The 26,388-nt window shown below is 65.9% G+C and carries 29 protein-coding genes; 19 read left to right on the forward strand and 10 right to left on the reverse strand.

Translation table 11 applies throughout. The annotated features are described in order from the left end of the window. Positions 1-6: 6 nt before the first annotated feature. Both U0004_RS13865 and U0004_RS13870 read left to right on the forward strand, forming a co-directional pair. A complete protein-coding gene (locus U0004_RS13865; RefSeq protein ID WP_070256497.1) occupies positions 7-3,153 on the forward strand; it encodes an efflux RND transporter permease subunit in 3,147 nt (1,048 codons plus the stop codon). Next, the gene (locus U0004_RS13870) at positions 3,153-4,523 is read left to right on the forward strand and encodes an efflux transporter outer membrane subunit (protein WP_070256495.1); all 1,371 of its coding nucleotides are present in this window, start codon (positions 3,153-3,155) and stop codon (positions 4,521-4,523) included. The genes U0004_RS13865 and U0004_RS13870 overlap by 1 nt, the downstream gene beginning before the upstream one ends. 45 nt (positions 4,524-4,568) lie before the next feature. On the opposite strand, the gene U0004_RS13875 is transcribed toward U0004_RS13870, so the two are convergent. From U0004_RS13875 to U0004_RS13885, 3 genes are read right to left on the reverse strand one after another with little or no spacing between them, the layout of a single operon-like run. Then, positions 4,569-5,108, reverse strand: a complete 540-nt coding sequence (locus U0004_RS13875) for a contractile injection system tape measure protein (protein ID WP_070256493.1) — start codon at positions 5,106-5,108, stop codon at positions 4,569-4,571. 16 nt (positions 5,109-5,124) lie between these two features. Next, positions 5,125-5,694 carry an Hcp family type VI secretion system effector gene (locus U0004_RS13880; protein ID WP_070256491.1) on the reverse strand — a complete coding sequence of 190 codons (570 nt, stop codon included), beginning with the start codon at positions 5,692-5,694 and terminating at the stop codon, positions 5,125-5,127. Between the two features lie 42 nt (positions 5,695-5,736). Beyond that, positions 5,737-6,009: a DUF6150 family protein gene (locus U0004_RS13885; protein WP_070256573.1), complete on the reverse strand. Its 273-nt coding sequence runs from the start codon at positions 6,007-6,009 to the stop codon at positions 5,737-5,739. A 194-nt stretch (positions 6,010-6,203) separates the two neighbouring features. Here U0004_RS13885 and U0004_RS13890 point away from each other — a divergent pair, with 194 nt between their 5' ends. The 10 genes from U0004_RS13890 to U0004_RS13935 all read left to right on the forward strand — a co-directional run bounded on the left by U0004_RS13890 (position 6,204) and on the right by U0004_RS13935 (position 14,568). Then, the gene (locus tag U0004_RS13890) at positions 6,204-7,850 is read left to right on the forward strand and encodes a DUF4394 domain-containing protein (protein WP_070256489.1); all 1,647 of its coding nucleotides are present in this window, start codon (positions 6,204-6,206) and stop codon (positions 7,848-7,850) included. 118 nt (positions 7,851-7,968) lie between these two features. Next, positions 7,969-9,249 carry an arsenic transporter gene (locus U0004_RS13895; RefSeq protein ID WP_070256487.1) on the forward strand — a complete coding sequence of 427 codons (1,281 nt, stop codon included), beginning with the start codon at positions 7,969-7,971 and terminating at the stop codon, positions 9,247-9,249. Positions 9,250-9,308: 59 nt separating this feature from the next. Next, positions 9,309-9,902, forward strand: coding sequence for a TetR/AcrR family transcriptional regulator (locus U0004_RS13900; protein ID WP_070256485.1), 594 nt, complete (start codon positions 9,309-9,311; stop codon positions 9,900-9,902). A gap of 76 nt (positions 9,903-9,978) precedes the next feature. Further along, positions 9,979-11,079 (forward strand): alkene reductase, encoded by a 1,101-nt coding sequence (locus U0004_RS13905; RefSeq protein ID WP_070256483.1) that lies wholly within the window; start codon positions 9,979-9,981, stop codon positions 11,077-11,079. Between the two features lie 30 nt (positions 11,080-11,109). Next, positions 11,110-11,493, forward strand: a complete 384-nt coding sequence (locus tag U0004_RS13910; RefSeq protein WP_070256481.1) for a nuclear transport factor 2 family protein — start codon at positions 11,110-11,112, stop codon at positions 11,491-11,493. A 58-nt stretch (positions 11,494-11,551) separates the two neighbouring features. Beyond that, positions 11,552-12,181, forward strand: a complete 630-nt coding sequence (locus U0004_RS13915; RefSeq protein WP_070256479.1) for a Rossmann-fold NAD(P)-binding domain-containing protein — start codon at positions 11,552-11,554, stop codon at positions 12,179-12,181. Between the two features lie 46 nt (positions 12,182-12,227). After that, the gene (locus U0004_RS13920) at positions 12,228-12,713 is read left to right on the forward strand and encodes a GNAT family N-acetyltransferase (RefSeq protein ID WP_070256477.1); all 486 of its coding nucleotides are present in this window, start codon (positions 12,228-12,230) and stop codon (positions 12,711-12,713) included. Then, a complete protein-coding gene (locus U0004_RS13925; protein ID WP_070256475.1) occupies positions 12,700-13,287 on the forward strand; it encodes a flavin reductase family protein in 588 nt (195 codons plus the stop codon). The genes U0004_RS13920 and U0004_RS13925 overlap by 14 nt, the downstream gene beginning before the upstream one ends. Beyond that, the gene (locus tag U0004_RS13930; protein WP_167468653.1) at positions 13,271-14,335 is read left to right on the forward strand and encodes a glycosyltransferase; all 1,065 of its coding nucleotides are present in this window, start codon (positions 13,271-13,273) and stop codon (positions 14,333-14,335) included. The genes U0004_RS13925 and U0004_RS13930 overlap by 17 nt, the downstream gene beginning before the upstream one ends. After that, the gene (locus U0004_RS13935; RefSeq protein ID WP_167468654.1) at positions 14,221-14,568 is read left to right on the forward strand and encodes a glycosyltransferase; all 348 of its coding nucleotides are present in this window, start codon (positions 14,221-14,223) and stop codon (positions 14,566-14,568) included. The genes U0004_RS13930 and U0004_RS13935 overlap by 115 nt, the downstream gene beginning before the upstream one ends. A gap of 20 nt (positions 14,569-14,588) precedes the next feature. Here the strand turns inward: U0004_RS13935 and U0004_RS13940 are convergent, their stop codons facing one another. From U0004_RS13940 to U0004_RS13950, 3 genes are all read right to left on the reverse strand, one after another. Continuing rightward, positions 14,589-15,488: a DUF2145 domain-containing protein gene (locus U0004_RS13940; RefSeq protein WP_070256572.1), complete on the reverse strand. Its 900-nt coding sequence runs from the start codon at positions 15,486-15,488 to the stop codon at positions 14,589-14,591. Between the two features lie 29 nt (positions 15,489-15,517). Beyond that, entirely contained in the window at positions 15,518-15,949 is a 432-nt protein-coding gene (locus tag U0004_RS13945; RefSeq protein ID WP_034788152.1) for a hypothetical protein, read from the reverse strand. Positions 15,950-16,041: 92 nt separating this feature from the next. Next, the gene (locus U0004_RS13950; protein ID WP_167468655.1) at positions 16,042-16,908 is read right to left on the reverse strand and encodes an HDOD domain-containing protein; all 867 of its coding nucleotides are present in this window, start codon (positions 16,906-16,908) and stop codon (positions 16,042-16,044) included. 235 nt (positions 16,909-17,143) lie between these two features. On the opposite strand from U0004_RS13950, the gene U0004_RS13955 reads away from it, so the two are divergent. After that, positions 17,144-17,635 carry a (R)-mandelonitrile lyase gene (locus U0004_RS13955; RefSeq protein ID WP_070256473.1) on the forward strand — a complete coding sequence of 164 codons (492 nt, stop codon included), beginning with the start codon at positions 17,144-17,146 and terminating at the stop codon, positions 17,633-17,635. Here U0004_RS13955 and U0004_RS13960 read toward each other — a convergent pair whose 3' ends face one another. After that, positions 17,636-18,529, reverse strand: a complete 894-nt coding sequence (locus U0004_RS13960) for a LysR family transcriptional regulator (protein ID WP_070256471.1) — start codon at positions 18,527-18,529, stop codon at positions 17,636-17,638. It abuts the gene before it with no gap. Between the two features lie 93 nt (positions 18,530-18,622). On the opposite strand from U0004_RS13960, the gene U0004_RS13965 reads away from it, so the two are divergent. The 3 genes from U0004_RS13965 to U0004_RS13975 are packed head-to-tail and all read left to right on the forward strand — an operon-like array spanning position 18,623 to position 21,364. Further along, on the forward strand, positions 18,623-19,288 hold the full coding sequence (locus tag U0004_RS13965; RefSeq protein ID WP_070256469.1) for an RraA family protein: 666 nt from the start codon (positions 18,623-18,625) through the stop codon (positions 19,286-19,288). 36 nt (positions 19,289-19,324) lie between these two features. Further along, positions 19,325-19,972, forward strand: a complete 648-nt coding sequence (locus tag U0004_RS13970) for a 4-carboxy-4-hydroxy-2-oxoadipate aldolase/oxaloacetate decarboxylase (protein WP_070256467.1) — start codon at positions 19,325-19,327, stop codon at positions 19,970-19,972. A gap of 36 nt (positions 19,973-20,008) precedes the next feature. After that, positions 20,009-21,364, forward strand: coding sequence for an MFS transporter (locus U0004_RS13975; RefSeq protein ID WP_070256466.1), 1,356 nt, complete (start codon positions 20,009-20,011; stop codon positions 21,362-21,364). Here U0004_RS13975 and U0004_RS13980 read toward each other — a convergent pair. Beyond that, positions 21,350-22,456, reverse strand: a complete 1,107-nt coding sequence (locus U0004_RS13980; protein WP_070256464.1) for an acyl-CoA dehydrogenase family protein — start codon at positions 22,454-22,456, stop codon at positions 21,350-21,352. The genes U0004_RS13975 and U0004_RS13980 overlap by 15 nt on opposite strands. A gap of 74 nt (positions 22,457-22,530) precedes the next feature. Then, a complete protein-coding gene (locus U0004_RS13985; protein WP_070256462.1) occupies positions 22,531-23,316 on the reverse strand; it encodes an AraC family transcriptional regulator in 786 nt (261 codons plus the stop codon). Positions 23,317-23,425: 109 nt separating this feature from the next. Here U0004_RS13985 and U0004_RS13990 point away from each other — a divergent pair, with 109 nt between their 5' ends. The 3 genes from U0004_RS13990 to panB are packed head-to-tail and all read left to right on the forward strand — an operon-like array spanning position 23,426 to position 25,703. After that, complete coding sequence (locus U0004_RS13990) at positions 23,426-24,373, forward strand: DMT family transporter (protein WP_070256460.1); 948 nt, start codon at positions 23,426-23,428, stop codon at positions 24,371-24,373. Positions 24,374-24,409: 36 nt separating this feature from the next. Further along, positions 24,410-24,856: a PaaI family thioesterase gene (locus U0004_RS13995; protein ID WP_070256458.1), complete on the forward strand. Its 447-nt coding sequence runs from the start codon at positions 24,410-24,412 to the stop codon at positions 24,854-24,856. A 19-nt stretch (positions 24,857-24,875) separates the two neighbouring features. After that, positions 24,876-25,703 carry a 3-methyl-2-oxobutanoate hydroxymethyltransferase gene (gene panB / locus U0004_RS14000; RefSeq protein WP_070256457.1) on the forward strand — a complete coding sequence of 276 codons (828 nt, stop codon included), beginning with the start codon at positions 24,876-24,878 and terminating at the stop codon, positions 25,701-25,703. A gap of 11 nt (positions 25,704-25,714) precedes the next feature. Here the strand turns inward: panB and gstA are convergent, their stop codons facing one another. Then, positions 25,715-26,314, reverse strand: a complete 600-nt coding sequence (gene gstA, locus U0004_RS14005) for a glutathione transferase GstA (RefSeq protein ID WP_070256455.1) — start codon at positions 26,312-26,314, stop codon at positions 25,715-25,717. Between the last annotated feature and the right edge of the window lie 74 nt (positions 26,315-26,388).

Raw genomic sequence — 26,388 nt, forward strand, 5'->3', positions numbered from 1 at the left:
AACGACATGCCTCAATTTTTCATCAACCGCCCCGTCTTTGCGTGGGTGGTGGCGGTCTTCATCGTCCTGTTCGGACTGATCGCCATACCGCAATTGCCGATTGCGCGCTTCCCTTCGGTGGCGCCGCCCAGCGTCAGCATCAGCGCCAACTATCCTGGCGCCACGCCGCAAACCATGAACGATTCCGTGGTGGGTCTGATCGAACGCGAACTGTCGGGCGTCAAGCACCTGCTGTATTTCGAGTCGTCCACCGATACCTCGGGTTCGGCCTCGATCACCGTCACCTTCCAGCCGGGCACGAACCCGGAAATGGCGCAGGTGGACGTGCAAAACCGCCTGAAAGCCATCGAACCGCGCCTGCCGCAAGCCGTGCGGCAAAATGGCTTGACGGTGGAGTCGGCATCGTCCGGCTTCCTGATGATCGTCAGCCTGATTTCCGAGAATGGCCAGCATGACGAAGTGGCGCTGGGCGACTACCTGGCGCGAAACGTGACGGAAGAACTGCGCCGCATTCCCGGCGTGGGCAAGGTGCAGCTGTTCGGCTCCGAGCGGGCCATGCGCATCTGGGTCGATCCGGCCAAGCTGGTGTCGTACAACATCGCCATGGGCGAGCTGACGGCCGCCATCGCGCAGCAAAATGCGCAGATCGCCCCGGGCCGCCTGGGCGATTCGCCCGCCGTGCACGGCCAGCGCGTCACGATTCCGCTGACGGTGCAGGGCCAGCTGCAAACGCCGGCCGAATTTGCCGCCATCGTCTTGCGCGCGAATGCGGATGGCTCGAAAGTGACGATCGGCGACGTGGCGAAAGTGTCGCTGGGCGCGCAAAGCTTCAATTTCAGTATCCGCGAAAACGGCCAGGCCGCTTCGGGCGCCGCCATCATGCTGTCGCCGGGCGCCAACGCCGTGCAGACGGCCAGCGCCGTGCGCGCGCGCATGGCCGAACTGGCACACACGATGCCCGCAGGGATCAAGTATTCGGTGCCGTTCGATACGGCGCCGTTCGTGAAGATCTCGATCGAAAAGGTCGTCGTCACCCTGCTGGAAGCGATGGTGCTGGTGTTCCTCGTCATGTATCTGTTCCTGCAAAAGATACGCTACACGCTGATTCCCGCCATCGTCGCGCCGATTGCCCTGATGGGCACCTTCACGGTGATGCTGATGGCCGGCTATTCCGTCAACGTGCTGACCATGTTCGGCATGGTGCTGGCGATCGGCATCATCGTCGACGATGCCATCGTCGTGGTGGAAGCCGTCGAGCGCCTGATGGCGACCGAAGGCTTGTCGCCGAAGGAGGCGACGTCGAAGGCCATGCGCGAAATCACCGGTGCCGTCGTGGGCATCACCCTGGTGCTGACGGCCGTGTTCATCCCGATGGCGCTGGCCAGCGGTTCCGTCGGCGCCATCTACCGCCAGTTCACCCTGGCCATGGCCGTGTCGATCCTGTTCTCGGCCTTTTTGGCGCTGACCCTGACGCCGGCCCTGTGCGCCACCATGTTGAAACCGATTGGTCCGCACGACCATGACAAGAAGGGCTTCTTCCTGTGGTTCGACCGCTGTTTTGACCGCATGACGGCCCGCTATGAAAAGGGCGTGGTGGCGATGCTCAAACGCGCGGGCCGTTCGATGGTCGTGTATGGCGCCATCGTCGCGGCCCTGGGCGTGGCCTTCATGCAGCTGCCTTCGGCCTTTTTGCCGGAAGAAGACCAGGGCTACTTCATCACTTCGATCCAGCTGCCGTCCGACGCCACCATGGAGCGCACGCTCGATGTCGTCAAGTTGTACGAGCAACACGTGGCCACGCGGCCCGGCATCGAAGTGAATCAGTCGATCCTCGGCTTCAGCTTTTCCGGCGCTGGACCGAATGCTGGCCTGGCCTTCACCATGCTGAAGGACTGGAAACAGCGCAACGGCGCCACGGCGCAGGAAGAAGTGGCGCTGGCGCAGGAAGCCATGTCGCAGGCGAAGGAGGGCGTGATCATGAGCCTGATGCCGCCCGCCATCGATGAACTGGGCAACTCGTCCGGCTTTTCCATGCGCTTGCAAGACCGCGCCAACCAGGGTGTCAACGCCCTGCAGGCGGCGCAGAACCAGCTGCTGGGCCTGGCCGCGCAAAGCAGCAAGGTGGCGGGCGTGTATCCGGACGGCTTGCCGCCGGGCGCCAGCGTGCGCCTCGATATCGACCGCACCAAGGCGGAAGCGCTGGGTGTGTCGTTTACGGCCATTGCCGACATGCTGACGGCAGCCATGGGGTCGACCTATGTCAACGATTTCCCGAATGCGGGCCGCATGCAGCAGGTGATCATCCAGGCCGATGCGCCGTCGCGCATGCAGTTGAACGACGTACTGGCCCTGCGCATCCGCAATAACGCGGGCGGCATGGTGGCCTTGGGCGAACTGGTGCGCCCCGTGTGGAGCGAGTCGCCGCTGCAACTGGTGCGCTACCAGGGTTATCCTGCGGCGCGCATTTCAGGCAGCGCGGCGCCGGGCGTATCGAGCGGCGACGCCATGCTGGAAATGGAGCGCCTGGTGAAACAGCTGCCGCCCGGCTTCGCGCTGGCGTGGACGGGGCAGTCGCTGCAAGAGAAGGAATCGGCGTCGCAAGCGCCCATGCTGATGGCGCTGTCGATGCTGGTGGTCTTCCTCGTGCTGGCGGCCCTGTATGAAAGCTGGAGCATTCCCGTGTCCGTGATGCTGGTCGTGCCTTTGGGCTTGCTGGGCGCCGTGCTGGCCGTGATGTTGCGCGGCATGCCGAACGATGTGTTCTTCAAGGTGGGCATGATCACGATCATCGGCCTGTCGGCGAAGAATGCGATCCTGATCGTCGAATATGCGCGCCAGCTGCAGGCGCAGGGCAAGGGACTGGTCGAGGCGACGGTGGAAGCGGCCCGCTTGCGTTTGCGTCCGATCTTGATGACGTCCTTGGCCTTTGCACTGGGCGTCGTGCCGCTGATGCTGGCCACGGGCGCCAGCGCCGAAACGCAGCATGCGATCGGCACGGGCGTGTTCGGCGGCATGATTACCGCCACCGTGCTGGCCGTGTTTTTCGTGCCCGTGTTTTTTGTCGTGGTGCTGGGCGCCGTCGACAAGATGGGCAGCTATTTCAACAAACGCAGTAATCGCATCGCCGTCAAGGCGGTGGAAGGGGAGTTGTAATGCGTTGGTTTCATCTGTTACCGATCGCCGGGCTGTTGTCGGCGTGTTCATTGACGCCGCCGCTGGTCAAGCCGGCGGCGCCGATACCGGCCAGCTATGGCGAGGTCGCCGCGCCAGGCATGGTCGATTCTGCGGCCGACCTGGGCTGGCGCCAGATGCTGCTCGATGCGCGCCTGCAGCGCCTGGTCGACATCGCCCTGGAAAACAACCGCGATTTGCGCGTGGCGTCCCTTAACGTGGAAGCCGTGCGGGCGCAGTACCAGATCCAGGATGCGGGCCGCTATCCGGCCATCGGCGCGAATGCCGGCGGCGTGCGCCAGCGCGGCGCCGATGCGGTGACCCAGAACCAGTTCACTGCAGGCATCGCCATGAGCGCGTTCGAGATCGACCTGTTCGGCCGCCTGCGCTCCTTGTCGGACGCGGCGTTTGCGCGCTACCTGGCCACGCAGCAGGGCCAGCGCGCCGCGCACATGGCCCTGATCGGCGCCGTCGCCGATGCGTACCTGGAACAGCGGCTGGCCGAGGAGCAGCTGGCACTGGCGCGGCAAACCCTGCTTGACTGGCGCCAGGCTTTGACCCTGACGCAGCACCTGCACGGCGCGCAGCAGGGCAGCGGCCTGGACGTGGCGCAAGCGGAAGGACAGGCGGCCACGGCGGAAGCGGACGTACAGGCCCGCGAGCGGGCCAGCGCCTTGGCCCGCAACAGCCTGGAACTGCTGCTGGGCGCGCCGTTGCCAACGGACTTGCCGGCGGGCCGGCCGCTCGATGGCCAGCCCGTGCTGACGCAGCTGCCGCCCGGCCTGCCGTCGGACTTGCTGGCGCGCCGTCCCGACATCCTGCAAGCGGAATACGCGCTGGTGGCGGCGAATGCGGAAATCGGCGCGGCCCGCGCCGCCTTCTTCCCCCGTCTGTCGCTGACGGCGTCGCTGGGCTTTGCCAGCCCTGAGCTCGGCGACCTGTTCCGTGGCAGCGCGCGAAGCTGGTCGTTCGCGCCGCAAGTGACGCAGCCGCTGTTCCAGGGCGGCCAGCTGCGCGCGGAATTGCAACTGTCGCGCCTGCGCAAGGACGTGGCCGTGCTGCAATACGAGCAGGCCATCCAGGCGGCCTTCCGCGACGTGCGCGACGGGCTGGCCGGCAGCGCCACGTATGCGCAGCAGATCGATGCGCAGCAGCGCGTAGTGGTCGCGGCGCAGCAGCGCCAGCGGCTGTCGCAGCTGCGCTACGACGCGGGCCAGGACAGCCGCCTGGAATTGCTCGACGCGCAGCGCCAGTCGTATGCGGCCCAGCAAACCCTGCTCGACGTGCGGCGCGACCAGTTCAAGTCGTCCGTGGCCCTGTACAAGGCGCTGGGGGGAGGGCTGGCGGAGTAGCCCGCCTTGCGGGGGGGGCGGCCAGCCGGGCGTGGGCTTGCCAGGCTACGCGCCGGGCCAGTCGATCAACAGCGGTTGCGGCATCCACGGGTGCCGGATGGCAGCCAGGTTCCACGGCAAACGGCTCAGCAGTACATCGAAGGGATTGCGCGCGACAGCCAGCGTGCATTTCCCGTCGCCTTTTTGCAGTCGGCCTTCGCGCTGCAGAAAGACCTGGCGCAATCCCTCGGGCGAGGTTTGTCCCACCGCTGGCCAATGGCGCATCACGGCGGCCAGCACTTGTTCGCACAGGGCCCGTTCTTCTTCGCCGAGGTCGACGGGTGGAGCAGGGAAGTCCGGTTCCAGGCCGCACAGCAGCTTGTTCAGCAGCAATTGCTGCTCCGGTGCATCGCTCCTGCCATCGACCAGGTATTGCAGCAAGTGAACGGCGTGCGCGCCGTGTTCGCCGCGCAGCTGCGGCCTGCCATCGCCGCCAGTGGCGAGCAAGTCCAGCCGCTGGAACATTGCTGGCAGGAACGGGTGGAGCAGCACCAGGCCGGCGTTCCTGATGCCGGCGATGTCAGGCGAATTTGCAGCGTCGTCCATGCGTTTATCCCGTCTGTTACGCTGTAAACGCCCCAATAGGGCGGTTGCGCGCCAGGCTCCAGCCTGTCGTGTACTGGGTACCGGGCTGGCCATCCGCCTGCTGCACGCTGTGGCTCCAGAGTATTTCCGTAAAGCTCAGCTTGAACTGCTCGGTGGGCATGTCGTCGGGATGGGTTTGCAGCTGGATTTCGCTGATCAGGGCGTCGCGCAGGGCAATGGTGATGATGTTGGCCGTCTTGCCGCTCGAATAACGGGCGATGTACAGCCTGGTCGGCTGGGCCGCACCCCTGCCCAGTGGCTCGGCGCGCAGGCACAGTTCATACAGCTTGATGGACGTCTGGTCGACATATTTGACGCAGGTAAATTCCGTGATCACGGGCCGCCCGGACGTGCGCGCCGAATTGCTGACGTCCGTCGTCACCTGCTGTTTCATGCCCTGGTGCAGCGAGACCAGCTCGATGCACGGGCCCAGGTCCTGCAGGGCGCCGGCATCGCGCCAGATGGCGTCGATGCCGGCGCTGCCACCGTCCGGCGTCTTGCCGAACACGAGTTCCGGGTTGCCGGGTTCCAGCAAGATCAAATCCATGGCGATGCTTCCTTCAAGTCAGTGTACACGGGCCTTCATGCGCTACAGGTGGATATTGCGCGGGCGTCGCCCTTGCCAACCCTCCTCGCCGTCGTCGTCGACAAGACAGACTTTTACCTGCGCCGTATTCGGTGACGTGAAGCGCACGATGACGGTGGCGCTCTGGCGGTCATGGGTGATGTACCACAGGGCGTCGCCTTGCGCCTGGCCGATGCTGTCCACGCGGCGCACCAGCAGGTCAGCCTGGCTGCGTTCCACCAGTGCCACGCTCAGCTGCGCTTCCTCCAACTTTGTTGTCTGATACACGATTGCCACGGTCCGCTCCATGTTGTTGATTTTCCTGCCAAAGACTATACACCGAAAAAGTTGCCTAAACACAACCATAAATCGAGCCGAAATAACTTTTTTTGTGCCACTGCATCCAAACGCCGGCACGGCGCGTAGTAAAGGGGTGCGCTCACCGCAACGGCGGCACGAGCGGCACTTCCACTCTTTCAGGGGCCACGATCATGCCGATATTACCGACCTTGCCATTTGCCAAGCTGCTGCTTGTTTCCGCCGTCGCCATGTCGCTCGCCGCTTGCGGCGGCGATGACCATGATGATGTCGTCGTCACGCCACCGCCGCCCGTGGTGGTGGCCGGCGATGTCTTCGTGCTCACCGCCAGCAACAAGCTGCTGTCGTTCGACCGCGCCACGCCAGCCACCATCCGCACCACGGCCACCGTGACGGGCTTGCAGGCCGGCGAAAACCTGCTGGGCATCGATGTCCGTCCCGCCGATGGCCAGCTGTATGGCGTCGGCAGCACGGGGCGCATCTACACCCTGAATGGCGTGACGGGCGCCGCCACCGTGAAAGCCACCTTGTCGGCCGATGCGGGCGACACCACGGCGCCGTACACGGCGCTGGCCGGCACGGAATTCGGCGTCGATTTCAATCCGGTGGCCGACCGCCTGCGCATCGTCAGCAACACGGGGCAAAGCCTGCGCATCAATGTCGATACGGGCGCGACCACGACGGATGGCAGCATCAACGGCGGCGTGGCCAGCACCGCCATCACGGCCGCCGCCTATACCAACAGCTTCGCCGGCACGGCCAGTACCACTTTATTTGTCATCGACGCTGCCAACGCCACCCTGTACACGCAAAATCCGCCCAACAACGGCACCCTGGCCAGTGCCGTGCCGCTGGGCGTGGCGGCCACCGGCGTGGCCGGTTTCGACATCGATGCGCGCACGAATACGGGCTACGCCGTCATGACGGTGGCCGGCGTGCGCAACCTGTACACCCTGAACCTGGCGGCGACCACCGCCCCGGCGGCCCTGGTGGCGGCCATCGGCGTGACGGAAGAATTGCGCGGCATCGCCTTGAAAGCGCCGGCCGCGCCCATCTCCTATGGCTTGACGGACGACGCCCGTATCGTCACCTTCAAGACGGCCACGCCGAACACGCTGGACGCCAACGTAGCCGTCACGGGCCTGGCGGCGGGCGAACGCCTGCTGGGTTTTGACATCCGTCCCAAGGATGGCCTGCTGTACGGCATCTCCTCGGCGGGGCGCATCGTCACCATCGATCCGGCCACTGGCGCGGCCACGGTCAAGGCGACGCTGGCCGCCGATGCGGCGGACGCCAGCGCGCCCTACACGGCCATCGCCGGCACAGCCTTTGGCGTCGATTTCAATCCCGTCGCCGACCGTCTGCGCGTGATCGGCAGCACGGGGCAAAGCTTGCGCATCAATGTCGACACGGGCGCCACCACCACCGATGGCGCCGTCAACCGGGCAGGCGCGACGCCGGTGGTCACGGCGGCGGCCTACAGCAACAGCTTTGCCGGCACGACGGCCACCATGCTGTTCGATATCGACACAGCCAGCGCCAGTCTCGCCCTGCAAAATCCGCCAAATGACGGTACCCTCGTCAATGTGGGGCTGCTGGGCGTGGCTGCGGCGGGCGACGTGGGCTTCGATATCGCGGGCGGCGCCAACGGCCTGGCGCTGGCGGCCCTGCGCACTGCCGCCACGGGTCCGAGCTCCCTGTACCGCATCGACCTGGCGACAGGCGCGGCAGTGCTGAGCGGCGGCGCGGCCACTCCGGCGGCGTCCGTCATCGGCAACGGCACGGTGGGACTGGTGGATATCGCCATCGCGCTCAAGTAAGAAAATGCGCCGCAGCTTTGCTTTGATTCAATAATTCCAGTATTATGGAAATATTGTTGACATACGCAGGCTGCGGCGCATGGTGCCCGCGACGCCGCATCGAACGGAACCTCACCGCATGCTCACCGCTTTCCTGATCTTTTTCGCCACCTTAATCCTCGTCATCTGGCAGCCGCGCGGCCTGGGCATCGGCTGGAGCGCCGTCATCGGCGCCTGTGTCGCCTTGCTGGCCGGCGTGATCCACTGGGGCGACATCCCCGTCGTCTGGCATATCGTGTGGAACGCCACCGGCACCTTCATCGCCGTGATCATCATCAGCCTGCTGCTGGACGCGGCCGGCTTCTTCGAATGGGCCGCGCTACACGTGGCGCGCTGGGGCGGGGGCAGCGGACGAAAACTGTTCGTGCTGCTGGTCTTGCTGGGCGCGCTCGTTTCCGCCGTGTTCGCCAATGACGGCGCCGCGCTGATCCTGACGCCCATCGTCATCGCCATGCTGCGGGCGCTGAAGTTTTCCGCCAAGGCCACGCTGGCCTACGTGATGGCGGCCGGTTTCATCGCCGACACGGCCAGCCTGCCGCTGGTGGTGTCGAACCTGGTGAACATCGTCTCGGCCGATTTCTTCAAGATCGGCTTTGCCGAATATGCGTCCGTGATGGTGCCCGTCAACGTCGTCGCCGTGGCCGCCACCCTGGGGGCCTTGCTGCTCTTTTTTCACCGGGATATTCCCCGCGACTATGCAGTGGCGCAGCTGAAGCGCCCGGACGCCGCCATCCGCGACCTGGGCACCTTCCGCGCCGGCTGGCTGGTGCTGGCGCTGCTGCTGGTGGGATTCTTCTCGCAAGAACACCTGGGAGTGCCCATCAGCCTGATCGCCGCCGTGGGCGCCGCGCTGTTACTGGGCGTGGCCGGCAAGGGCCACGTGATTTCCACGCGCCACGTGCTGCGCCATGCGCCGTGGCACATCGTCGTCTTTTCGCTGGGCATGTACCTGGTCGTGTACGGCTTGCGCAATGCGGGTTTGACGGCTTACCTGACGGACATGCTGAACCACTTTGCGCAGTACGGCGTGTGGGGCGCGGCCATGGGCACGGGCGTGCTGACGGCCTTGCTGTCGTCCGTGATGAACAATCTGCCGACGGTGCTCGTCGGCGCGCTGGCCATCGACCCGACGACGGCGCAGGGGGCCGTGCGCGAGGCGATGATCTACGCGAACGTCATCGGCAGCGACCTGGGCCCGAAGATCACGCCTATCGGCAGCCTGGCCACCTTGCTGTGGTTGCATGTGCTCGACAGCAAGAACATCCACATTTCCTGGGGATACTATTTCCGCGTCGGCATCGTGCTGACCGTGCCCGTGCTGCTGGTGACCCTGGCCGCGCTGGCGCTGCGCCTGGGGTGATGTCAGAGGGGAAGATAGTTTACTAGACGACCGGTCAGATTTTTTGCTATACTGGCTGCATGAGCAAAAAATCTTCCGCCGACATGCGCCAGCACCTGATCGACATCGCCAAGGCTTTGATGGCCGAGAAGGGCTATACGGCCGTGGGCCTGGCCGAACTGGTGGCGGCGGCCGGCGTGCCGAAGGGTTCCTTCTACTATTACTTCAAGTCGAAGGAAGAGTTTGGCCAAGCCTTGCTCGATGACTATTTCACCACCTATCTGCAGACGGTCGACGCCTTGCTGGCGGGGCCTGGCAATGCCCGCGAGCGTTTGCTGGCCTATTTTGACTACTGGCGCGCGACGCAGGCCAGCAGCGCGCCGGAAGGCAAGTGCCTGGTGGTCAAGCTGGGCGCTGAAGTGTGCGACTTGTCCGTGGACATGGGCGTCGTGCTGCAGCACGGTACGGGCGCCATCCTGGACCGCCTGACGCAGTGCGTGGAAGCGGGCCATCTCGACGGTTCCTTGGCGGCGGCGACGACGCCGGCGCCGCCGCGCGTGCTGGCCGAATCCCTTTACCAGTTGTGGCTGGGCGCGTCCCTGATGGTCAAGGTGGCCAGGAGCGGCGGACCGTTCGACGCTGCCATGGCGACCACGCAACGGCTGCTGTCGTAGCCGTTTTTTTGACTATTAACTAGACGACCGGTCAGTTATTTCCGGTTTTTTTCTGACTTAACATGAAAGCAATACGATGACCGAACAGCATGAAAGCGATTTATTTTCCCCGGTCGATCTGGGCGCGCTGGCCCTGGCCAACCGCATCGTCATGGCGCCGCTCACGCGCAGCCGCATGGGCGACGATGGCGTGCCGAACGCCTTGCACGCCGAGTATTACGCCCAGCGCGCCAGCGCCGGCCTGATCATCAGCGAAGCGACGAATATTTCGGCCCAGGGCCGCGGCTATGCTCTGACACCGGGGATATGGACGGACGAGCAGGTGGCCGGCTGGAAGCTGGTCACCGATGCCGTGCATGCGGCCGGCGGCAAGATCGTTTGCCAGCTGTGGCATGTGGGACGGTTTTCGCATGCCAGCCTGCAGCCCGATGGCGCCGCGCCCGTCGCGCCATCGGCCATCCGGGCCGAGGGCAGCACCTACACCGCCAGCGGCATGCAGCCCGTGTCCATGCCGCGCGCGCTGGCAACGGGGGAAATCGCCGGGGTCGTCGCGCAGTATGCGCATGCGGCCGCATGCGCGCTGCGCGCCGGTTTCGATGGCGTCGAAGTGCATTCGGCCAACAGCTACCTGCTCGACCAGTTCTTGCGGGACTCGACCAACCGGCGCACGGACGCTTATGGCGGCAGCATCGAAAACCGCGCGCGGCTGACGCTCGAAGTAACGCACGCCGTGGTGAACGTGTGGGGCGCGGCGCGGGTCGGCATCCGCCTGTCTCCCGTCACGCCCGACGCGGGCAACACGCCGGTCGACAGCGACGTGATGGCCACCTATGGCTACCTGATCGAACAGTTGAACCGGCATGGACTGGCGTACCTGCACTTCGTCGAGGGCGCCACGGCCACCTCGCGCGATGTGCCCGATGGCGTCGACCTCGATGCGCTGCGGGCGCTGTTCAACGGCCCCTACATCGGCAACAACCACTATGACCTGCCGCTGGCGCAGGCGCGCCGCGCGCAAGGCAAGGTCGATGCGGTGGCGTTTGGCCGTCCCTTCATCGCCAACCCGGATCTGGTGGCGCGACTGCGCCATGGCGTGGCGCTGGCCGTGGCGCCGCGCGAGGCGTATTACGGCGGTGGCGCCAACGGCTACACCGACTGGCCCGCCAGCCAGTTCTGATTTCTTTTTTACCCACCCAAGGAGCGCAACATGAACAACACCACGTATGTGCAGGATTACCAGGCGATTGTCGCCGTGCTGAATCAATACAATGCGGGCGGCGCACAGGCCGACAGCAGCATCATGCGTCCGGCTTTCAGCAGCCAGGCCACCATTTTCGGCGTCGATGGCGGCGATAAACTGACGGGCGGGCCCATCGAAGGCCTGTTCGAGATCATCGACAGCGCCTTCCGGCCATCGCCGCAGGCGAAGGCGGCCATCGTGCGCGTCGACATCGTGGGCACGGCGGCCAGCGCGCGCGTCGATACGGACGATATCTCGGGTTTCCGCTTTACCGACTTTTTCAATTTGCTCAAGGTGCAGGGCGAGTGGACCATCGTCAGCAAGATCTATCACACGCACGCGGGCGCCTGATGCACTGGCTGGGCGCCCGATGCTGTATCGTGTGGCGTCCAGCATGCGGGGAGAAGCAATGAAACTGATACTGATAGGTGCCACTGGCCTGGTGGGCCGCGAAGTGCTGCGCCTGGCGCTGAGTGATGCGCGCGTCACGGCCATCGTCGCGCCCGTGCGCAAAGCCTTGCCGGCGCATCCCAAGCTGGACGCGCCCCTTGTCGATTTCGACCGCTTGCCGACGGATGCGCCCTGGTGGCAGGCGGACGCCGTCATCTGTACCCTGGGCACGACCATGAAGGTGGCGGGCACGCGGCAGGCGTTCCGGCGGGTCGACCATGACTATCCGCTGGCTGCGGCGCGTCTGGCGCTGGCGGCCGGTACGCCCACGTATGCGCTCAATTCCGCCGCCGGCGCCGACGCGGCCTCGCGTTTCTTCTACAACCGCGTCAAGGGCGAGCTGGAACGCGACCTGGAAGTGCTGGGTTTCAGATCGCTCACGCACGTGCGGCCGGGCCTGATCGGCGGCGAACGCGATGAGGCGCGGGCGGGCGAGGGCGCCGCCTTGCGCATCCTGCGCGTGCTGGCTCCGGTGCTGCCGCGCCGCTGGCGCATCAATCCCGCGCCGCGCATCGCCAGCGCCTTGCTGGAAGCGGCGATTGTCGCCGCGCCGGGCGTGCACATGGTGACGTCCGAGCACCTTTTGTGAACGCGCCCCCGTATAATTCTCGTTCATCTACTTGCGAGTACAGACAATGCAGACAGTACGTGTTTACCAGGCCAGCGACCGCGACGCCTGCCTGGCCCTCTTCGACGGCAATACGCCGCGCTTTTTCGACCCTTCGGAGCGCGTCCGCTTTGCCGCCTGGATCGATGCAGCGGCGCAGCCCTATCTTGTCATCGAGCGCGTCATCGATGGTAACGCGCGCATCGTCGCCTGCGGCGGCCACGCCATCGAGGCGGACGGCATGACCGCCAGCCTGTCCTGGGGCATGGTGGCGCAGGATCTGCACGGCCTGGGGCTGGGCCAGGCACTGACGCAGGCGCGCCTCGATGCGATCAGCGCCATGCCGCAGCTGACCAGTGTGACCATGAATACCAGCCAGCACACGCAGGGTTTTTATGCGCGCTTCGGCTTCGTGGCCGTGAAGGTGACGCCGGATGGCATCGGACCCGGCCTCGACCAGTGGGATATGGTTTTGCCGCTGCCGCGCGCCGGGGGCGTTGATGGAAGCCGCTGACCACCATATCGCCCCGGTGCCGCTGGAAAAAGCCTACCGCCTGCTCAATCACGGCCCGTCCATCCTCGTTTCGGCCCGCCATGGCGGCATCGATAACGTAATGGCCGCCGCCTGGGCCTGCGCCCTCGATTTCGCGCCGCCGAAACTGACCGTGGTGCTGGACAAGGCAACGCGCACGCGCGCGCTGGTCGAAGGCAGCGGCACGTTTGTCATCCAGGTGCCGACGGCGGCGCAGTTGCAACTGACCCACGCCGTCGGCACGCACAGCCTCGATGCGCAGCCCGATAAACTGGCGCGCGCTGGCGTGCAGCTGTTTCACATGGACGGCGTTGATGTGCCGTTTGTGGCTGGCTGTTCCGCCTGGCTGGCCTGCCGTTTGATCCCCGAAGCGCACAACCAGACTGCGTATGACCTGTTCATCGGCGAGGTGGTGGGCGCCTGGGCCGACACGCGCGTGTTCCGCGACGGGCACTGGCATTTCGAACAGGCCGATCCATCCTGGCGCAGCCTGCACTACATCGCCGGCGGGCGCTTCTATGCGATCGGCGAGGCGCTCGATGCTGCCCCGAGCTGATCTGCTGGCGGGCCAGGTCGCCACCACGCCGCTCGTCATCGTCGCCAGCAGCGGCACCGGCGGCGACATGCAGCCGTTTATCGCACTGGCGCAGGGTTTGCAGCAACGGGGGCGGCGCGTGCTGCTGCTGGTGCCGGGCTGGCAGGAAGCGGCCGCGCAAGCCTCGCGGCTGCCATATCGCACCTTCGGCAGCGAGGAAGAGGGCCAGGCCATGCTGGGCGACCCCGGCCTGTGGGATGAGCGCAAGGGCTGGGGTGTGGTGTGGAATGGCCTCGTGCCGCACCTGGGCGCCGTGCGCGACGTCGTGCAAGGCTTGCCGGCCGATGAGGCTTGCGTGGTGCTGTGCCATCCCATCCTCGTGCCGATGGCGGCCCTGGCGCGCTCCGCGCGGCCGGACTTGCGCATCGTCGCGGCGTATCTGGCGCCATCGAACCTGTGCAGCAGCCATGATTTCCTGACAGCCGGCTCCTTGCGCATTCCCGCCTGGGTGCCGCTGGCCTGGCGCCAGGCACTGTGGCGCATGATCCACCGCGGCATGATCGATCCGGTCATGCTGCCTGGCCTGAACGGCGCGCGCGCAGCACGGCTTGCCGCCGGAAGCGCATTTTTTTTGCACACATGCTGGCCGCGCCGGACGCGTCGCTCGGCTTGTTTCCCGCGTGGTTCGCCGCCCCGCAGGCGGACTGGCCGCCGCACTTCGCGCAAGCCGATTTCACCGGCGCCGCCATGCATGGCGCTGCAGCGCTGCCACCGGAGCTGGAACGTTTTCTGGACGAGGGCGAGCCGCCCATCGTGTTTACGCCCGGTACCGGGCACCAGCACGCGCAGCGCTATTTCAGCATCGCCCTCGCAGTCTTGCGGCGGCTGGGACGGCGCGGCCTGTTCCTCACGCCCCATGCGGCGCAACTGCCGCAGCGCATGCCGGCCAGCGTCATGTGGCAGGCGCACGCACCGTTTGCGGCGCTATTGCCGCGCGTGGCGGCCGTGGTGCACCATGGCGGCATCGGCACCAGCGCGGACGCCTTCCGCGCTGGTATCCCGCAACTGATCGTGCCGTTCGCGTACGACCAGTTCGACAATGGTTGGCGCGCCAAACGGCTCGGTGTGGGGGATGTCTTGCTGGCCAGGCGCCTGTCGGCGGGGAGCATGCAGCGGCAGCTGGCGCGCCTGCTCGCCGCGCCCGAGGTCAAGCTGGCGTGCGGCGAGGTGGCCCGCCAGATGGGGCAGGGGCTCGAATCAGCGCGCCTGCTGGATCACGTCGAAGCGGCCCTGGCCGCTTAGTCTGCCTGGGGAATGCTGCGCTAGGTATCGTCGAGGGCGATGACCCGGTCGTTTGCGCCGGGCACGCAGCCGTCGGCGATCGGTTCCCAGCCCCGATGCACCACCACCCGCTTGCCGTCGTGGCAGATTTCCACGCGCTCGCTGGCGGGCAGGCGCTGGCGCGCGAATGCTTCCAGACTGGCCGGCAGGCTCGTTTCCAGCTGCATCGTGCCGATGGCTTCCGGCGGGTGGTCGTCCATGTGCACGAGGGGCACGAAGATCGAGCCGAGCATCAGCCAGCGCGCACCCACGTCCACGGGGGCGGGCGCATAGGGCGCGGCGCGCAGCCAGTCCTGGGCGCGCGCGCGCAAGTCGCTGCCGGCGGCCAGCTCACCCCAGGCCGAGGCCAGCAATTCCACCACCCACTGATTGCAATTCTGGTATTTCAGGCTGAAGGCATACGCGTTGGCGCTGTAGCGGCCCGCCAGCAACTGCTGCACGCGCACGGGGTCGAGCAGGGCGCGGCGCAGGTGCGGCACGGTTTCGGCCGGCAGTTTCACGAGCGAGATGTAGCCCAGCGCCGGGTTTTCCGTGCCCATGGCGAAACCGGCCGTGCCCTGGTCGAAGATGCGCGGGCGGCCCTCGTCGCAGGCGTAGTACAGCTGGCGCGCGGACCAGCCGCTGTCGTTGTCGTGGCGCCAGGCCAGTGCCGCATGCGAATAGCGGATGCCGAAGCGGGCCAGGTCCAGGCCGGAGCGGCTGATCAGGGCCACGCTGCCTTCGCTGGCGGCCAGTTCCTCGCGCACGACGGCGGCAAAGCGCAACAGGCGATCCTGTTCCGTGGCCGTGAGTTCCTGTGCGCGGTCGCAAAAACGCGAGGAGGCGAGCGAGGTGCCCGCCTGGGCGGCGCCCATGCTGAAGATGGCGCAAACGCCCAGCATCAGCGCCGGGCGGCGCGGGATAAAACGAATCAAAGGCTGACGGGACGCGTGGCCATTTCGCCGTACCAGTCGTCGGCCAGCACGAGGAAGAAGGCGGCGCGCGTGTCGTTGCGCGAGAATTCAATGCCGTAGGCGCGGTTTTGCGCATGCACCACGTCGCCCTGCGCCAGCTGCTGCTTGTCGAGCGCCGCTTGCGGCAAGTCCAGCACCAGCGGCGTTGCCGTGGCGTCGGCCTGCATGGTCAGGCGCGTCATGCCGTCGCGGCCCGGCACGGCGGCCACGTCAATGATGCGGTAGGGGCCATTGGCCACCTTGTTGTCGCGCGAGGAGCTGTTGCTCGAACCGTTGAGCGAGTCGGAAATGCTGCCGCTCGACTGGGAGCCGGCGCTGGAGGCCGAGGAAACGAAGCTGTCGGCGTTGGCGTTGCACGCCATGGTCAGAGCTGCGGCCAGGCCGAGCATGCGTAAGGAGGTAGTCAAGGCAGTTTTCCAGTGGACATCAATGAAAGCGGACCGGGTCCATCCCGGCCTGCGCCATCATAGCAGATCGGCCATCAGCTGAGCAGCACCTCGATCAGGCCCTTTGCTTCGGCCGACGGCTGCGTGCGCAGCGCCTGCAGCACGGGATCGTGTTCCAGGTAGGCTTGCAGCTGCGCGCTGACGGTGATGCCGGCCTGCGGCAGTGGCGAAGGAACGGGTGCCAGCGCCTTGGCCAGCAGCAGGGTGTCGCGCAAGCCCTCGGGCGGCAGCATGATGGTCGAGCCGGGCAAGGTATTGACGGCATCGGCCACCGGCTGCGGCACGCCCAGCTGGCGCATCAGCGCGCGGCCGATCACTTCCAGGGCGGACGCCATCTGCGTTTCCAGGTGGGCGTACAGGCCCGGGGTCTTGTCGGCCTGGGCCAGTAAATAAAAGCCGGCCACTTCATGCACGATGCCGGCAAACAGCGCCGTATCGGCATCCGTATGCGTGACGGCGCTGGCCAGCCCATGCGCCAGCGCCGCCACGTGCACGGTGTGCGCCCACAACTGGGTGGCGCGGGCGCGCAAGGCGTCGTCGCGGATGCCCGCGTTCAGCTGGCGGATGACGGCCGCCGTCGCCAGCGAATACAGGTTACGGTGTCCCAGCCGCTCGACGGCGGCGCGCACGCTGGTGATGGCGGGCGTATGGCCGGGCGAGAACAGGGCCGAATTGGCCAGCGCCACGGCGCGCGCCGACAAGGTCGGTTCGCACAGCAGCAGCCGGCTGATATCGGCCGAGTGGCAATCCGGGTTGGCCAGTTCCTTTTGCAGGAGTAAGGCCGTATTGATGCTGGTGGGAAAGGCCAGGGTTTCCGTTTCGGCGCTGGCCAAAAGTTGCGCCAGGCTGCTGAGCGTGTTGACGTGCATGGGTAGGGAAGCGAGAAGTAGCAATGTCTGCATATTATCAGGCAATGCGGCCTGCATGGCGTCCGCCTGCCTTTCCTGCGAAACAAGTTGCGCATCGGCCGCGCATCGGTCCATTCATCAGCCCAGCTTATAGGTCCTAGTGGCTTTGCGCCGCTAATCAGCGCGGGCCAGCGCTGTTAAGCTTGTATGGCCAGGACAGGCGAAGCCGGCTGCCCGGCGGCACGCCCATTCCGGGAGCCGATCTTACCGGCAAGAAAGGAAAACGCACATGCATCGATACGCCGCGGCACTCTTGCCGCTTTGCCTGCCCGCCGGGGCCGTTTCTGCCTCCGCGTCTGCCGAGGCCGCTGCCACGCACGCCGCCGTCACCGTCACGCGCGCCGCCGCCATGCCCACCATCACGGGCGACGCCGCCTATTTCACGGGCACGGTCGAAGTTGACGCCATGTTCCAGCGGCCGTCTCCGGCCCGCGTGGGCGGCGGCATCGTCACCTTTGCGCCCGGCGCCCGCACGGCCTGGCATACGCATCCATTGGGTCAGACCCTGATCGTCACGCAAGGCAGTGGCTGGGTGCAGCACTGGCAGGGCCCGCTGCAGGCGCTGGCGGTCGGTGACGTGGCGTGGATACCGCCCGGCGTCAAGCACTGGCATGGCGCCACGGCCACGTCCGCCATGCAGCATGTTGCGATTGCGGAGGCGCAAGATGGCACGGCGGTGACGTGGCTGGAGCAGGTGGCGGATGACAGCTACCTCAGATAGTCAGGGCTGCCCGCCGGGCGCCAGGATCTCCAGGAAAGCCGCCACCAGGCGGCTTTTTTCATCGGCCCGCGTAACGGCCACCACCGTGGTGCTGGTGGCGATATCGTCCACGGGCAAGAAGACCACATCGGTGCGGTTGTTTTCCGCGATCGAGCGGGCCACAAGAGTGGCGCCCAGGCCGGCGGCCACCAGCGACAGGGCGGTGTAGATTTCCACGGCTGAATACGCCACGGCCGGCTCGGCGCCCGCCGCCTTCAGCGCGGCGACAATCTGCTGGCCAAACGGGCTGATCGGATCTTTCGGATACAGGATGAAGGGAATGTCCGCCAGTTCGGCTGCGCGCAGCGATGTCCGTCCCGCCAGTCGATGGTGCAGGGGCAGGGCGGCCACCAGCGGGTCGTCCAGTGTGACCGCGTGACACAGGTCGGGCGGCGCTTCGCAGGGACCGATGAAGCGCGACAGGCCAATATCGATGCGCCCCTGGCGCAGCTGCGCCGGCTGGTATTCGGACAGCGCCTCGACCAGGTCCAGCTGCACTTGGGGATAGGCGGCGCGAAATTGCCGGATGGCCCGCGGCAGCACGGAAAATGTGGCCGAGCGAGTAAATGCGATGCCCAGCCAGCCGTGGCTGCCCGTCGCCAGCCCCTTGGCCTCGTCGTCCAGGCGCGCCGTCTGCTGCAGCAGCTCCTTGGCGCGCGGATAGAAAAACCGGCCCAGCGGCGTCGGCTCCATGGGTCGGCGCGAACGGTCGAACAGCTCGCCGCCCAGGTGGGTTTCCAGCTGCCCCAGCTGCATGCTGATGGCCGTCGGCGCCACGTGCAGGCGCTCGGCCGCGTGCGCGGCGCTGCCCGCTTCCACCACCTCGCAAAAATACCGCAACTGTCTTAAGTTCATTTTTATTGATTTAAGAGTCAATAATCGATGTTTGATATTGAAAACACTTTATATGAAACTGAGTTCCACGACAACAAGATCTGGAGACGTTTCATGGAAGACAGTGTATTCACGCAGGCGCGGGGCTTGAGCAGCGCGGAAGTGTCGGACGCGCTCGACTATTTCGGCTTGCCCGGCAGCGTGCCCGGCATCGTTCCCGTGGCCGGACCGCAGCGCCTGTTCGGCCCCGCCTTCACCGTGCGTTTCGCCCCCATCGACAGCCAGTGCCCCGGCACGGTGGGCGATTACCTCGACGATATTCCTGCTGGCGCCATTGCCGTGCTCGATAACACCGGCCGCGGCGATTGCACTGTGTGGGGCGGCATCATGAGCCAGCTGGCGGCGCACCGCAGCGTGGCGGGCACGGTCATCGATGGCGTGTGCCGCGACACGGCGGAAGCGGACACCGCCGGCTACCCGCTGTTTGCGCTGGGACATTTCATGCGCACCGGCAAGGACCGGGTACAGGTGGACGCCGTCGGCGCCCCCGTCAGCCTGGCCGGCGTGCGCGTGGCGCCAGGTGACATCGTCGTGGCCGACCAGGATGGCGTCGTCATCGTGCCGGCGGGCAGGGCACATGCGGTGTTCCAGCGCGCCCTGGCCATGCAGGCGGTCGAACACGCCATCGTCGCCGCCGCGCTGGACGGCATGTCCCTGCGCGACGCGCGGCGCCAGTTCGGCTATCACACCTTGCAGCGCAAGCCCGTGCCCGCCGCCTGAAGCAAGTCATCTTCCCCACTTACCTGAAAGCACACCATGGATCAGACTGTTTCCATTGCCACCCTGCACGCCCTGCGCCAGCTGGGCGCGGCCACCATCTATGAAGCGCAGGGCGCGAAAGGCGCGCTCGACAGCGGCATCAAGCCGATTGCGCCCGGCATGCGCCTGGCCGGCCCCGCCCTGACCGTCGATACGCGGCCGGCCGATAACCTGATGCTGCACTACGCCATGCTCAAGGCCCGGCCCGGCGACGTGCTGGTGGTCGACGCCAAGGGTTTCATGGAAGCGGGCGTGTGGGGCGACGTGTTTACCGAGCAAGCGCAGCGGATCGGCCTGGCCGGCCTGGTGATCCACGGCGCCGTGCGCGACGCGGCCGCCATGACACAGGCCGGCTTTCCCGTCTTTAGCAGGGGCCTGTCGATCAAGGGCACGGGCAAGCACCAGCCGGGGCGCCTCAACGTGACCATCACCATCGGCGACGTTGGCATCGATCCCGGCGACATCATCGTCGGCGACCAGGATGGCGTGGTGGTGGTGCGGCGCCACGAGGTGGACGACGTGCTGCTGAAAAGCCGCCAGCGCGAAGAGAAGGAAGCGCAATTCCGCCAGCAGATCCGAGACGGCGCCACGACCGTCGAACTGCTGGGCCTGGACGAGACGCTGCGCCGGCTGCAGCTGGGCTGATACGCGAACACCACTATAAAAACCAGGAGACACCCCATGCATACCACCATCACCGCCTCGGCTGCGGCGCCCGTCGCATCGCGTCCCACGCGCTACCGCTGGGTCGTTGCGGCCCTGTTTTTCATCGTTTACACGATTGCCGCCGCCGACCGCGCCAACCTGGGCGTGGTCTTGCCGTTCTTGCGCAAGGAATTTGAAATGAGTAATACCGACGCGGGCGGCCTCGTCAGCCTGTTCCTCGTCGCCTATGCGCTGGCGCAACTGCCTTCCGCCTGGCTGCTGTCGAAGTTTGGCGTGCGCAAGGTGTTTACGATTTCCATGATCCTCACGTCGATTGCCACGGGACTGACGGGGCTCGTGGGCTCCTTGCTGTCATTAAAACTGTGCCGCATCGGCCTGGGCCTGGCCGAAGGACCATTGCCGATCGGCGTGACGACCACTATCAATCACTGGTTTCCTTCGCGCGAGAAGGGCACGGCGTCGGGTCTGTTCTTGTCCGCCGTCAAGTTCGGCCCCGTCATCACGCCGATCCTCGGTGCTGCCATCATCGCCGCCTGGGGCTGGCGCGAAGTGTTCATCTGGTTTTCCGTGCCCGGCGTAATCCTGGCCATCTTCTGGTATTTCCTGGTGACCAACAAGCCGTTGGAGAGCCGCTTCGTCAATGCCGAAGAACTGGCCGTCATCGAAGAAAAGGCGCTTGATGGCAGCAGCACCGGCGCGGCGGCCACGTCGCGGTCTATGCCCTGGCTCGACAGGCTGATCCGCGTGCGCGCGGTGCCCATCGTCAGCACCAGCCGTGGCGTGTTTGCTTCGTGGAATATCCTCGGTTGCGCGCTCGGCTATTGCTGTCAGCTGGGCATTTCCAGCGTGCTGCTGGCCTGGATCCCCACGTATTTGCTGACGGTAAAGCAGTTTTCCATCATGAACATGGGCATGGTGGCGGCCGCACCGTGGGTAGGCGCCGTCTTCGGCAACATCCTCGGCGGCTTGCTGGCCGACCGCGTGCTCGACAAGCGCAGGAAACCCGGCATGCTCATTTCCGCCCTGTCGACGGCCGTCATGATGTATTTGCTCATCCATGCGCCAGCCGACCCGCTGCAATACGGCGCGCTGCTGTTCCTCACGGGCGTGCTGCTGAGCATAGGTTTTTCCGCCTACATGGTGTATCCGATGCAATTCGTATCGAAGGAAAAATTCCCCGTTGCCAATGCGGTCGTGAACATGGGCGGCCAGCTGGGCGGCGCCGCCACGCCGTGGATCGTCGGCATGCTGCTCGACCACTACGGCTGGGATTATGTCTTCGGCTTCATGGCGGCCATTTCTTGCCTGACCTTCCTGGTGGTGCTGACGATTGTCGAACCGTTGAAGCTGCGGCCGTCAGGGCAGCAGTAAGGAATGCTGGCTGGCCGTATGGAAATCGCGCCACACGCGGTTGATGGCGCTGTCTTCGCGGGCCGCGTACAGGCCGCAATAAGGGTACAGACCATCGACGGCGGCGCGGCACGCGGCCACCAGGTCCAGCGAACTGGCCTGCACGGCCTGCATGCCGTCCGCGTCGAGGGCCGCGCCGCCCGCCACCTGCGCCCAGCTGCTGTCCAGCACGGCGTAAAAACGGGCTCGGGCGGCAGCGCAGGCGTCTTGCTTGCCTTGCAGGAATGCGGCTACTTCCGGCACGTCCAGCAGCGGCAAGCCGGCGCGCGCATGGCGGCGGTGGCGCATGCATTCCTCTGCCAGCTGCATGAAATGCGCGGCCATGCCGGCCACGTTGGCGGCCAGGGTCACGTAGGCCAGCGAGTAAAACGGGTAGCGGTACAGGGGGCCGTCGGCCGTCGCGGTGTCGGGACTGATCGCAAAGCCATGTTCCTTGCTGAGCCACTGGCCATCGATGCGGTAGCTGTGCGAGGCGCTGGCGCGCATGCCGATGCTGTTCCACGAGGGCACCAGTTGCACCAGCGCGGCGGGCACGAGGAAGGCGCGGATGCGCGGCTTGCCATCCGCATCGAGCAGGGGCTGGCCATCGCGCTGCAGCCTGGCGTTCAGGGTGAAGTGGGTGGCCATCGGCGCGCCGCTGGCGTAGTCCCAGCTGCCCGAGATGCGGTAGCCGTCGCCTTCTTCTTCCGCATCACCGGTGGCAGCGCCGCTGCCGCCCAGGCAGACCCGGGGCGTGCCGATGATGGCGCGCGCCATGTCGGGCGCCAGAAAGCCTGCGAACCAGCCGGCGCCCGCGCACAGGGTCAGCACCCAGCCCATGCTGCCATCGATGGCAGCCACGGCTTCTTCCAGGCGCACCACTTGCGGCAAGGGCAGCTCGGCGCCGCCCGCGCTGCGCGGCGCCAGCATCGTCAGCCAGCCGCGCCGGTGCAGCAAGGCTTGCTGGGCCGGATGCAGGAAGCGGGCGGCGTCGGCCGCCGGCGCATGGCGCGCGATGCGGCGCGCGTCGCGCCCGGAAAGGGTGGCAAGGGTAGCGAGGACAGCGTGCGGCATGGGCGGAATCCGGCAATGGCAGAGGCGGGCATTTTCGCACAGCGGGCACGCTTGCGGGGGAAGGACGAGTTCGGCTAGGTGCTGCGCCGCCGGTACTCGTCCGGCGTCTCTCCCGTCACCTTGCGGAACATGGTGATGAAGGCCGAGGAGCTGGCATACGCCAGGTCGAACGCGATGCTTTCGACTGTCTGGCCCGCTTCCAGCATGGCCATGGCCTTGATGACGCGCAGCCGCGCGCGCCATTGGGCAAAGCTCATGCCCAGGTCGCGCTGGCAGCGGCGCATCAGGGTGCGTTCGGTGGTGTTGACAGCCTGTGCCAGAGCGGCCAGCGGGCGGTGGTCGCCGGGGTTGCTGTCAAGCATGGCCAGTACCTTGCCCAGCATGGGGTCATCCGAGCTGGGCAAGTAACTGCCCACGGGCGTGGCGCGCGCCAGCTGGTCCAGCAAGACCTGCAAGAGGCGCTCTTCATGGATAGTCTGCGGCAAGCCGGGTGGGTGGGCGCGCAAGTGCTCGTGCATGGCGCGCACGAAGAGCGTGACGGCCAGCGCGCAGGGCGCGGGAGGCAGCGCCCGGCACAGTTCTTCGCTTACATACAGCGAACTGTGGAAGGCGGGATGGCGGTTTTGTCCCGTATGCGCCACGCGCGGCGGCAGCCAGATGCCGTACTGGGGCGGCACCAAATAGTGTTTTCCTGCCACCAGCACCTCCACCACGCCACCAAGCGCATAGACGAATTCGCCCCAGGAATGGCTGTGGCTGGGATACATGGCCGCAGCGGGCATGGCTGCGCTGCGAAAGCAGATGGGAGCGGGCAGGGCGCCGCTGTAGGGCGCGGTCAGCAAGTGTTTGGTAGCGGGCATGAAAATGTTTGCGGGTGGCTGTATTGCGCGAGGTGCTGTCGGTTTCTCACTATATCAAGAAAAGCTGCACCCGCCATACTACCTGCTGCCGACTATCTGAAGGAATACTGTGGAAACGCGCAAGGCAATGGATGGGCAGGCAGTGGTCGTCATGACCCTGCTGTGCCTCGTATGGAGTTTGCAGCAGGTGGGTATCAAGGCGGTCGCGCATGACATGGCGCCCGTACTGCAGATCGCGCTGCGTTCGGGCCTGGCGGCCATGCTGGTGGGCCTGCTGATGCTGGCGCGCCGCGAAAACCTGGCGCAAGCGCGCGCCGCCTGGCGCCCGGGCTTGCTGGCCGGCAGCCTGTTCGCGCTCGAATACGTGCTGCTGGGAGCTGGATTGCAATATACGAGCGCCGCGCATGCCGTGGTGTTTCTCTACACGGGTCCGCTGTTTGTGGCGCTGGGCCTGCATTTCAGGCTGGCGTCGGAGCGCCTGGCCCCGCTGCAATGGGCTGGCGTAGCGCTGGCCTTTGCCGGTATCGTCGTCGCCTTTTTGCCCGGCACCGCGCCAGCGGGCGCGCCGGTCAACCCGCGCGGCTTGCTGGGCGACCTGCTGTGCCTGGCCGCTGGCGCGGCCTGGGGCGCGACGACCCTGGTGGTGCGCTGTTCACGCCTGGCGCACGTGCCTGCCACGCAGGTGGTGCTGTACCAGTTGACGGCGGGCTGCGTGCTGCTGCTGGGCGCGGCAGCGTTGCTCGGCCAGCTGGACTTCGCGGCCACGCCCCTGGTGATCGGCAACCTGGTGTTCCAGTCCGTGATCGTCTCGTTTGCCAGCCTGCTGGCGTGGTTTCATTTGCTGCGCCGCTACCTGGCATCGCGCCTGGGCATTTTTTCCTTCCTGACGCCGCTGTTCGGCGTGCTGCTGGGCGCCATGTTGCTGGACGAGCATGTATCGATGGCGTTTCTCCTTGGCGCGGCGCTGGTGCTGGCTGGCATCGTGCTGGTCAGTGCAAGCGGCCCGCTGACGCTGTTGTTCGCAGCGCGTCAGAAGCAGGGTAGAGTGGAGCCGTAGTCATTTTTCCCTGTTCACTTGAGAAAGCAGTCCGCCATGACCCGACTTCCCGATCCGCAATTCGCCGACAAAGTTCGCGCCAGTTTTGATTTGCAGAACGCCATGACCTTGATCCAGGCCAGCCTGCCCGTGGTGGCGCATGGCAGCACGGAAATCCATGTGCCGCATTGGAGCGGCATCGAGCAGCAGCATGGCTTCGTGCATGGCGGCGTGGTGGGCATGATCGCGGACTCGGCCGCCGGCTACGCGGCCATGACCATGGTGGCTGACGGCGCATCCGTGCTGACGGTGGAATACAAGATGAACTTGCTGGCGCCCGCCGACGGCGAGAAACTGATCGCGCGCGGCAAGGTGGTGCGCCCTGGGCGCACCCTGATCGTCACGCAAGCCGAAGTGTTCGCCGTGCGCGATGGCAAGGAAACCTTGTGCGCGCTGATGCAGCAAACCATCATGGTGATGCACGGCAAGTCCGAAAAAACTTAACTTAATGAAATGAGAAAGCATGCCCGCGCCAGACCACAATGCACACTTGCTGCACAGTAAGCCGTTGACGGCGCCAGCCTTGCTGGCAATGCGCGATGCGGGGCAAAAGATTGCCGCACTGACTTGTTATGACGCCAGTTTCGCTACCCTGATGAACGCTTGTGGCGTGGAGCTGCTGCTGGTCGGCGATTCGCTGGGGAATGTGGTGCAGGGGCAGGGCACGACCTTGCCTGTCAGCGTGGCCGACATTGCTTACCATACGGCAAGCGTGGCGCGCGGTAACCGTACGGCCGTGCTGGCGGCCGACATGCCGTTCGGCAGCTATGCCACGCCGCAAGCGGCGTATGCCAACGCCGTCCAGTTGATACAGGCGGGCGCACATATGGTCAAGCTGGAGGGTGGCAGCTGGTTGTGCGACACGGTGCGTTTCCTGACCGAGCGGGGCATACCCGTGTTCGCCCACCTGGGCTTGACGCCGCAATCCGTGCATCAGCTGGGCGGCTTCAAGGTGCAGGGCAAGACGGCGGAAGGCGCGGCGGTGTTGAAAGCCGACGCACTGGCCCTGCAGGCGGCTGGCGCTGCGCTACTGCTGCTCGAAGCCATCCCTGCCATGCTGGGCCGGGAAGTGTCGGCACTGCTGGCCATTCCCACTATCGGCATCGGCGCCGGGCCCGATTGCTCGGGCCAGATCCTCGTCATGCACGATATGCTCAACGTGTTTCCCGGCAAGAAGGCGCGCTTCGTGCGCGACTTCATGACGGGGCAGGCCAGCATCGGCGGCGCTTTCACGGCCTATGTCGGCGCCGTCAAGGAGCGGTCTTTCCCCGCCCCGCAACACTGCTTTTAAGACGCCCGGGTCTATGCTTCCGCTGCCTGCGCCGCCTTGACGCTGTCGCGCTGGCCCACTCTCGCCAGGAAAGCTTGCACCTGCGCCAGCGCGGACAAATCCACGCCCACGCCTGGCGCCCAGCCCGTGATGACGAACAGGTAGGCGTCGGCGACCGTGAACGTGTCGCCGGTCAGGTAAGCCTGGCCTTCCAGGCGGCTGTCCACCCACTTGTATTTCTTGCCCAGTTGCTTGATGAACAGTGCCTTGGTGGCGGCGTCGATGCGGGGATCGAACAGGGGGCTGAACGATTTGTGCAGCTCGGACGTGATGTAGTTCTGCCATTCCAGCACCTTGTAGCGCGCAAAACTGCCCACGGGCGGCAGCAGGTCCTGTCTGCCGGCCTGTTCGGCGATGTACTGGGCGATGACGGGGCCTTCGCTCAAGGTCGTGCCATCGTCGAGCGCCAGCAGCGGCACCTGGCCTTTCGGATTGAGTTCGTAGTAATTGCCGCCTTCCTGCGTCTTGTGCTGGCCCAGGTCGACCTTCACGAGGGTGAAGGCCGCCCCCGTTTCGCGCAGGATGATGTGCGGTGCCTGCGAGCAGGCGCCCGGCGAGTAAAAGAGTTTCATGGCGATCCTTGAACAGGTGGGAAAGATGCCACTATAGTCCTGCGCAGCCGCACGGTAAACGCGTGTTCGTTTGG

Origin of the sequence: Janthinobacterium lividum (assembly GCF_034424625.1) — a bacterium.
Classification (GTDB): Bacteria; Pseudomonadota; Gammaproteobacteria; order Burkholderiales; family Burkholderiaceae_D; genus Janthinobacterium; species Janthinobacterium lividum.

Coding starts and splice junctions, on each gene's coding strand:
- U0004_RS13865 (WP_070256497.1), top strand. CDS start 7: ATGCCTCAATTTTTCATCAACCGCCCCGTCTTTGCGTGGGTGGTGGCG.
- U0004_RS13870 (WP_070256495.1), top strand. CDS start 3,153: ATGCGTTGGTTTCATCTGTTACCGATCGCCGGGCTGTTGTCGGCGTGT.
- U0004_RS13875 (WP_070256493.1), bottom strand. CDS start 5,108: ATGGACGACGCTGCAAATTCGCCTGACATCGCCGGCATCAGGAACGCC.
- U0004_RS13880 (WP_070256491.1), bottom strand. CDS start 5,694: ATGGATTTGATCTTGCTGGAACCCGGCAACCCGGAACTCGTGTTCGGC.
- U0004_RS13890 (WP_070256489.1), top strand. CDS start 6,204: ATGCCGATATTACCGACCTTGCCATTTGCCAAGCTGCTGCTTGTTTCC.
- U0004_RS13895 (WP_070256487.1), top strand. CDS start 7,969: ATGCTCACCGCTTTCCTGATCTTTTTCGCCACCTTAATCCTCGTCATC.
- U0004_RS13900 (WP_070256485.1), top strand. CDS start 9,309: ATGAGCAAAAAATCTTCCGCCGACATGCGCCAGCACCTGATCGACATC.
- U0004_RS13905 (WP_070256483.1), top strand. CDS start 9,979: ATGACCGAACAGCATGAAAGCGATTTATTTTCCCCGGTCGATCTGGGC.
- U0004_RS13910 (WP_070256481.1), top strand. CDS start 11,110: ATGAACAACACCACGTATGTGCAGGATTACCAGGCGATTGTCGCCGTG.
- U0004_RS13915 (WP_070256479.1), top strand. CDS start 11,552: ATGAAACTGATACTGATAGGTGCCACTGGCCTGGTGGGCCGCGAAGTG.
- U0004_RS13920 (WP_070256477.1), top strand. CDS start 12,228: ATGCAGACAGTACGTGTTTACCAGGCCAGCGACCGCGACGCCTGCCTG.
- U0004_RS13925 (WP_070256475.1), top strand. CDS start 12,700: ATGGAAGCCGCTGACCACCATATCGCCCCGGTGCCGCTGGAAAAAGCC.
- U0004_RS13930 (WP_167468653.1), top strand. CDS start 13,271: ATGCTGCCCCGAGCTGATCTGCTGGCGGGCCAGGTCGCCACCACGCCG.
- U0004_RS13935 (WP_167468654.1), top strand. CDS start 14,221: ATGTGGCAGGCGCACGCACCGTTTGCGGCGCTATTGCCGCGCGTGGCG.
- U0004_RS13940 (WP_070256572.1), bottom strand. CDS start 15,488: ATGCTGGGCGTTTGCGCCATCTTCAGCATGGGCGCCGCCCAGGCGGGC.
- U0004_RS13945 (WP_034788152.1), bottom strand. CDS start 15,949: ATGCTCGGCCTGGCCGCAGCTCTGACCATGGCGTGCAACGCCAACGCC.
- U0004_RS13950 (WP_167468655.1), bottom strand. CDS start 16,908: ATGCAGACATTGCTACTTCTCGCTTCCCTACCCATGCACGTCAACACG.
- U0004_RS13955 (WP_070256473.1), top strand. CDS start 17,144: ATGCATCGATACGCCGCGGCACTCTTGCCGCTTTGCCTGCCCGCCGGG.
- U0004_RS13960 (WP_070256471.1), bottom strand. CDS start 18,529: ATGAACTTAAGACAGTTGCGGTATTTTTGCGAGGTGGTGGAAGCGGGC.
- U0004_RS13965 (WP_070256469.1), top strand. CDS start 18,623: ATGGAAGACAGTGTATTCACGCAGGCGCGGGGCTTGAGCAGCGCGGAA.
- U0004_RS13970 (WP_070256467.1), top strand. CDS start 19,325: ATGGATCAGACTGTTTCCATTGCCACCCTGCACGCCCTGCGCCAGCTG.
- U0004_RS13975 (WP_070256466.1), top strand. CDS start 20,009: ATGCATACCACCATCACCGCCTCGGCTGCGGCGCCCGTCGCATCGCGT.
- U0004_RS13980 (WP_070256464.1), bottom strand. CDS start 22,456: ATGCCGCACGCTGTCCTCGCTACCCTTGCCACCCTTTCCGGGCGCGAC.
- U0004_RS13985 (WP_070256462.1), bottom strand. CDS start 23,316: ATGCCCGCTACCAAACACTTGCTGACCGCGCCCTACAGCGGCGCCCTG.
- U0004_RS13995 (WP_070256458.1), top strand. CDS start 24,410: ATGACCCGACTTCCCGATCCGCAATTCGCCGACAAAGTTCGCGCCAGT.
- panB (WP_070256457.1), top strand. CDS start 24,876: ATGCCCGCGCCAGACCACAATGCACACTTGCTGCACAGTAAGCCGTTG.
- gstA (WP_070256455.1), bottom strand. CDS start 26,314: ATGAAACTCTTTTACTCGCCGGGCGCCTGCTCGCAGGCACCGCACATC.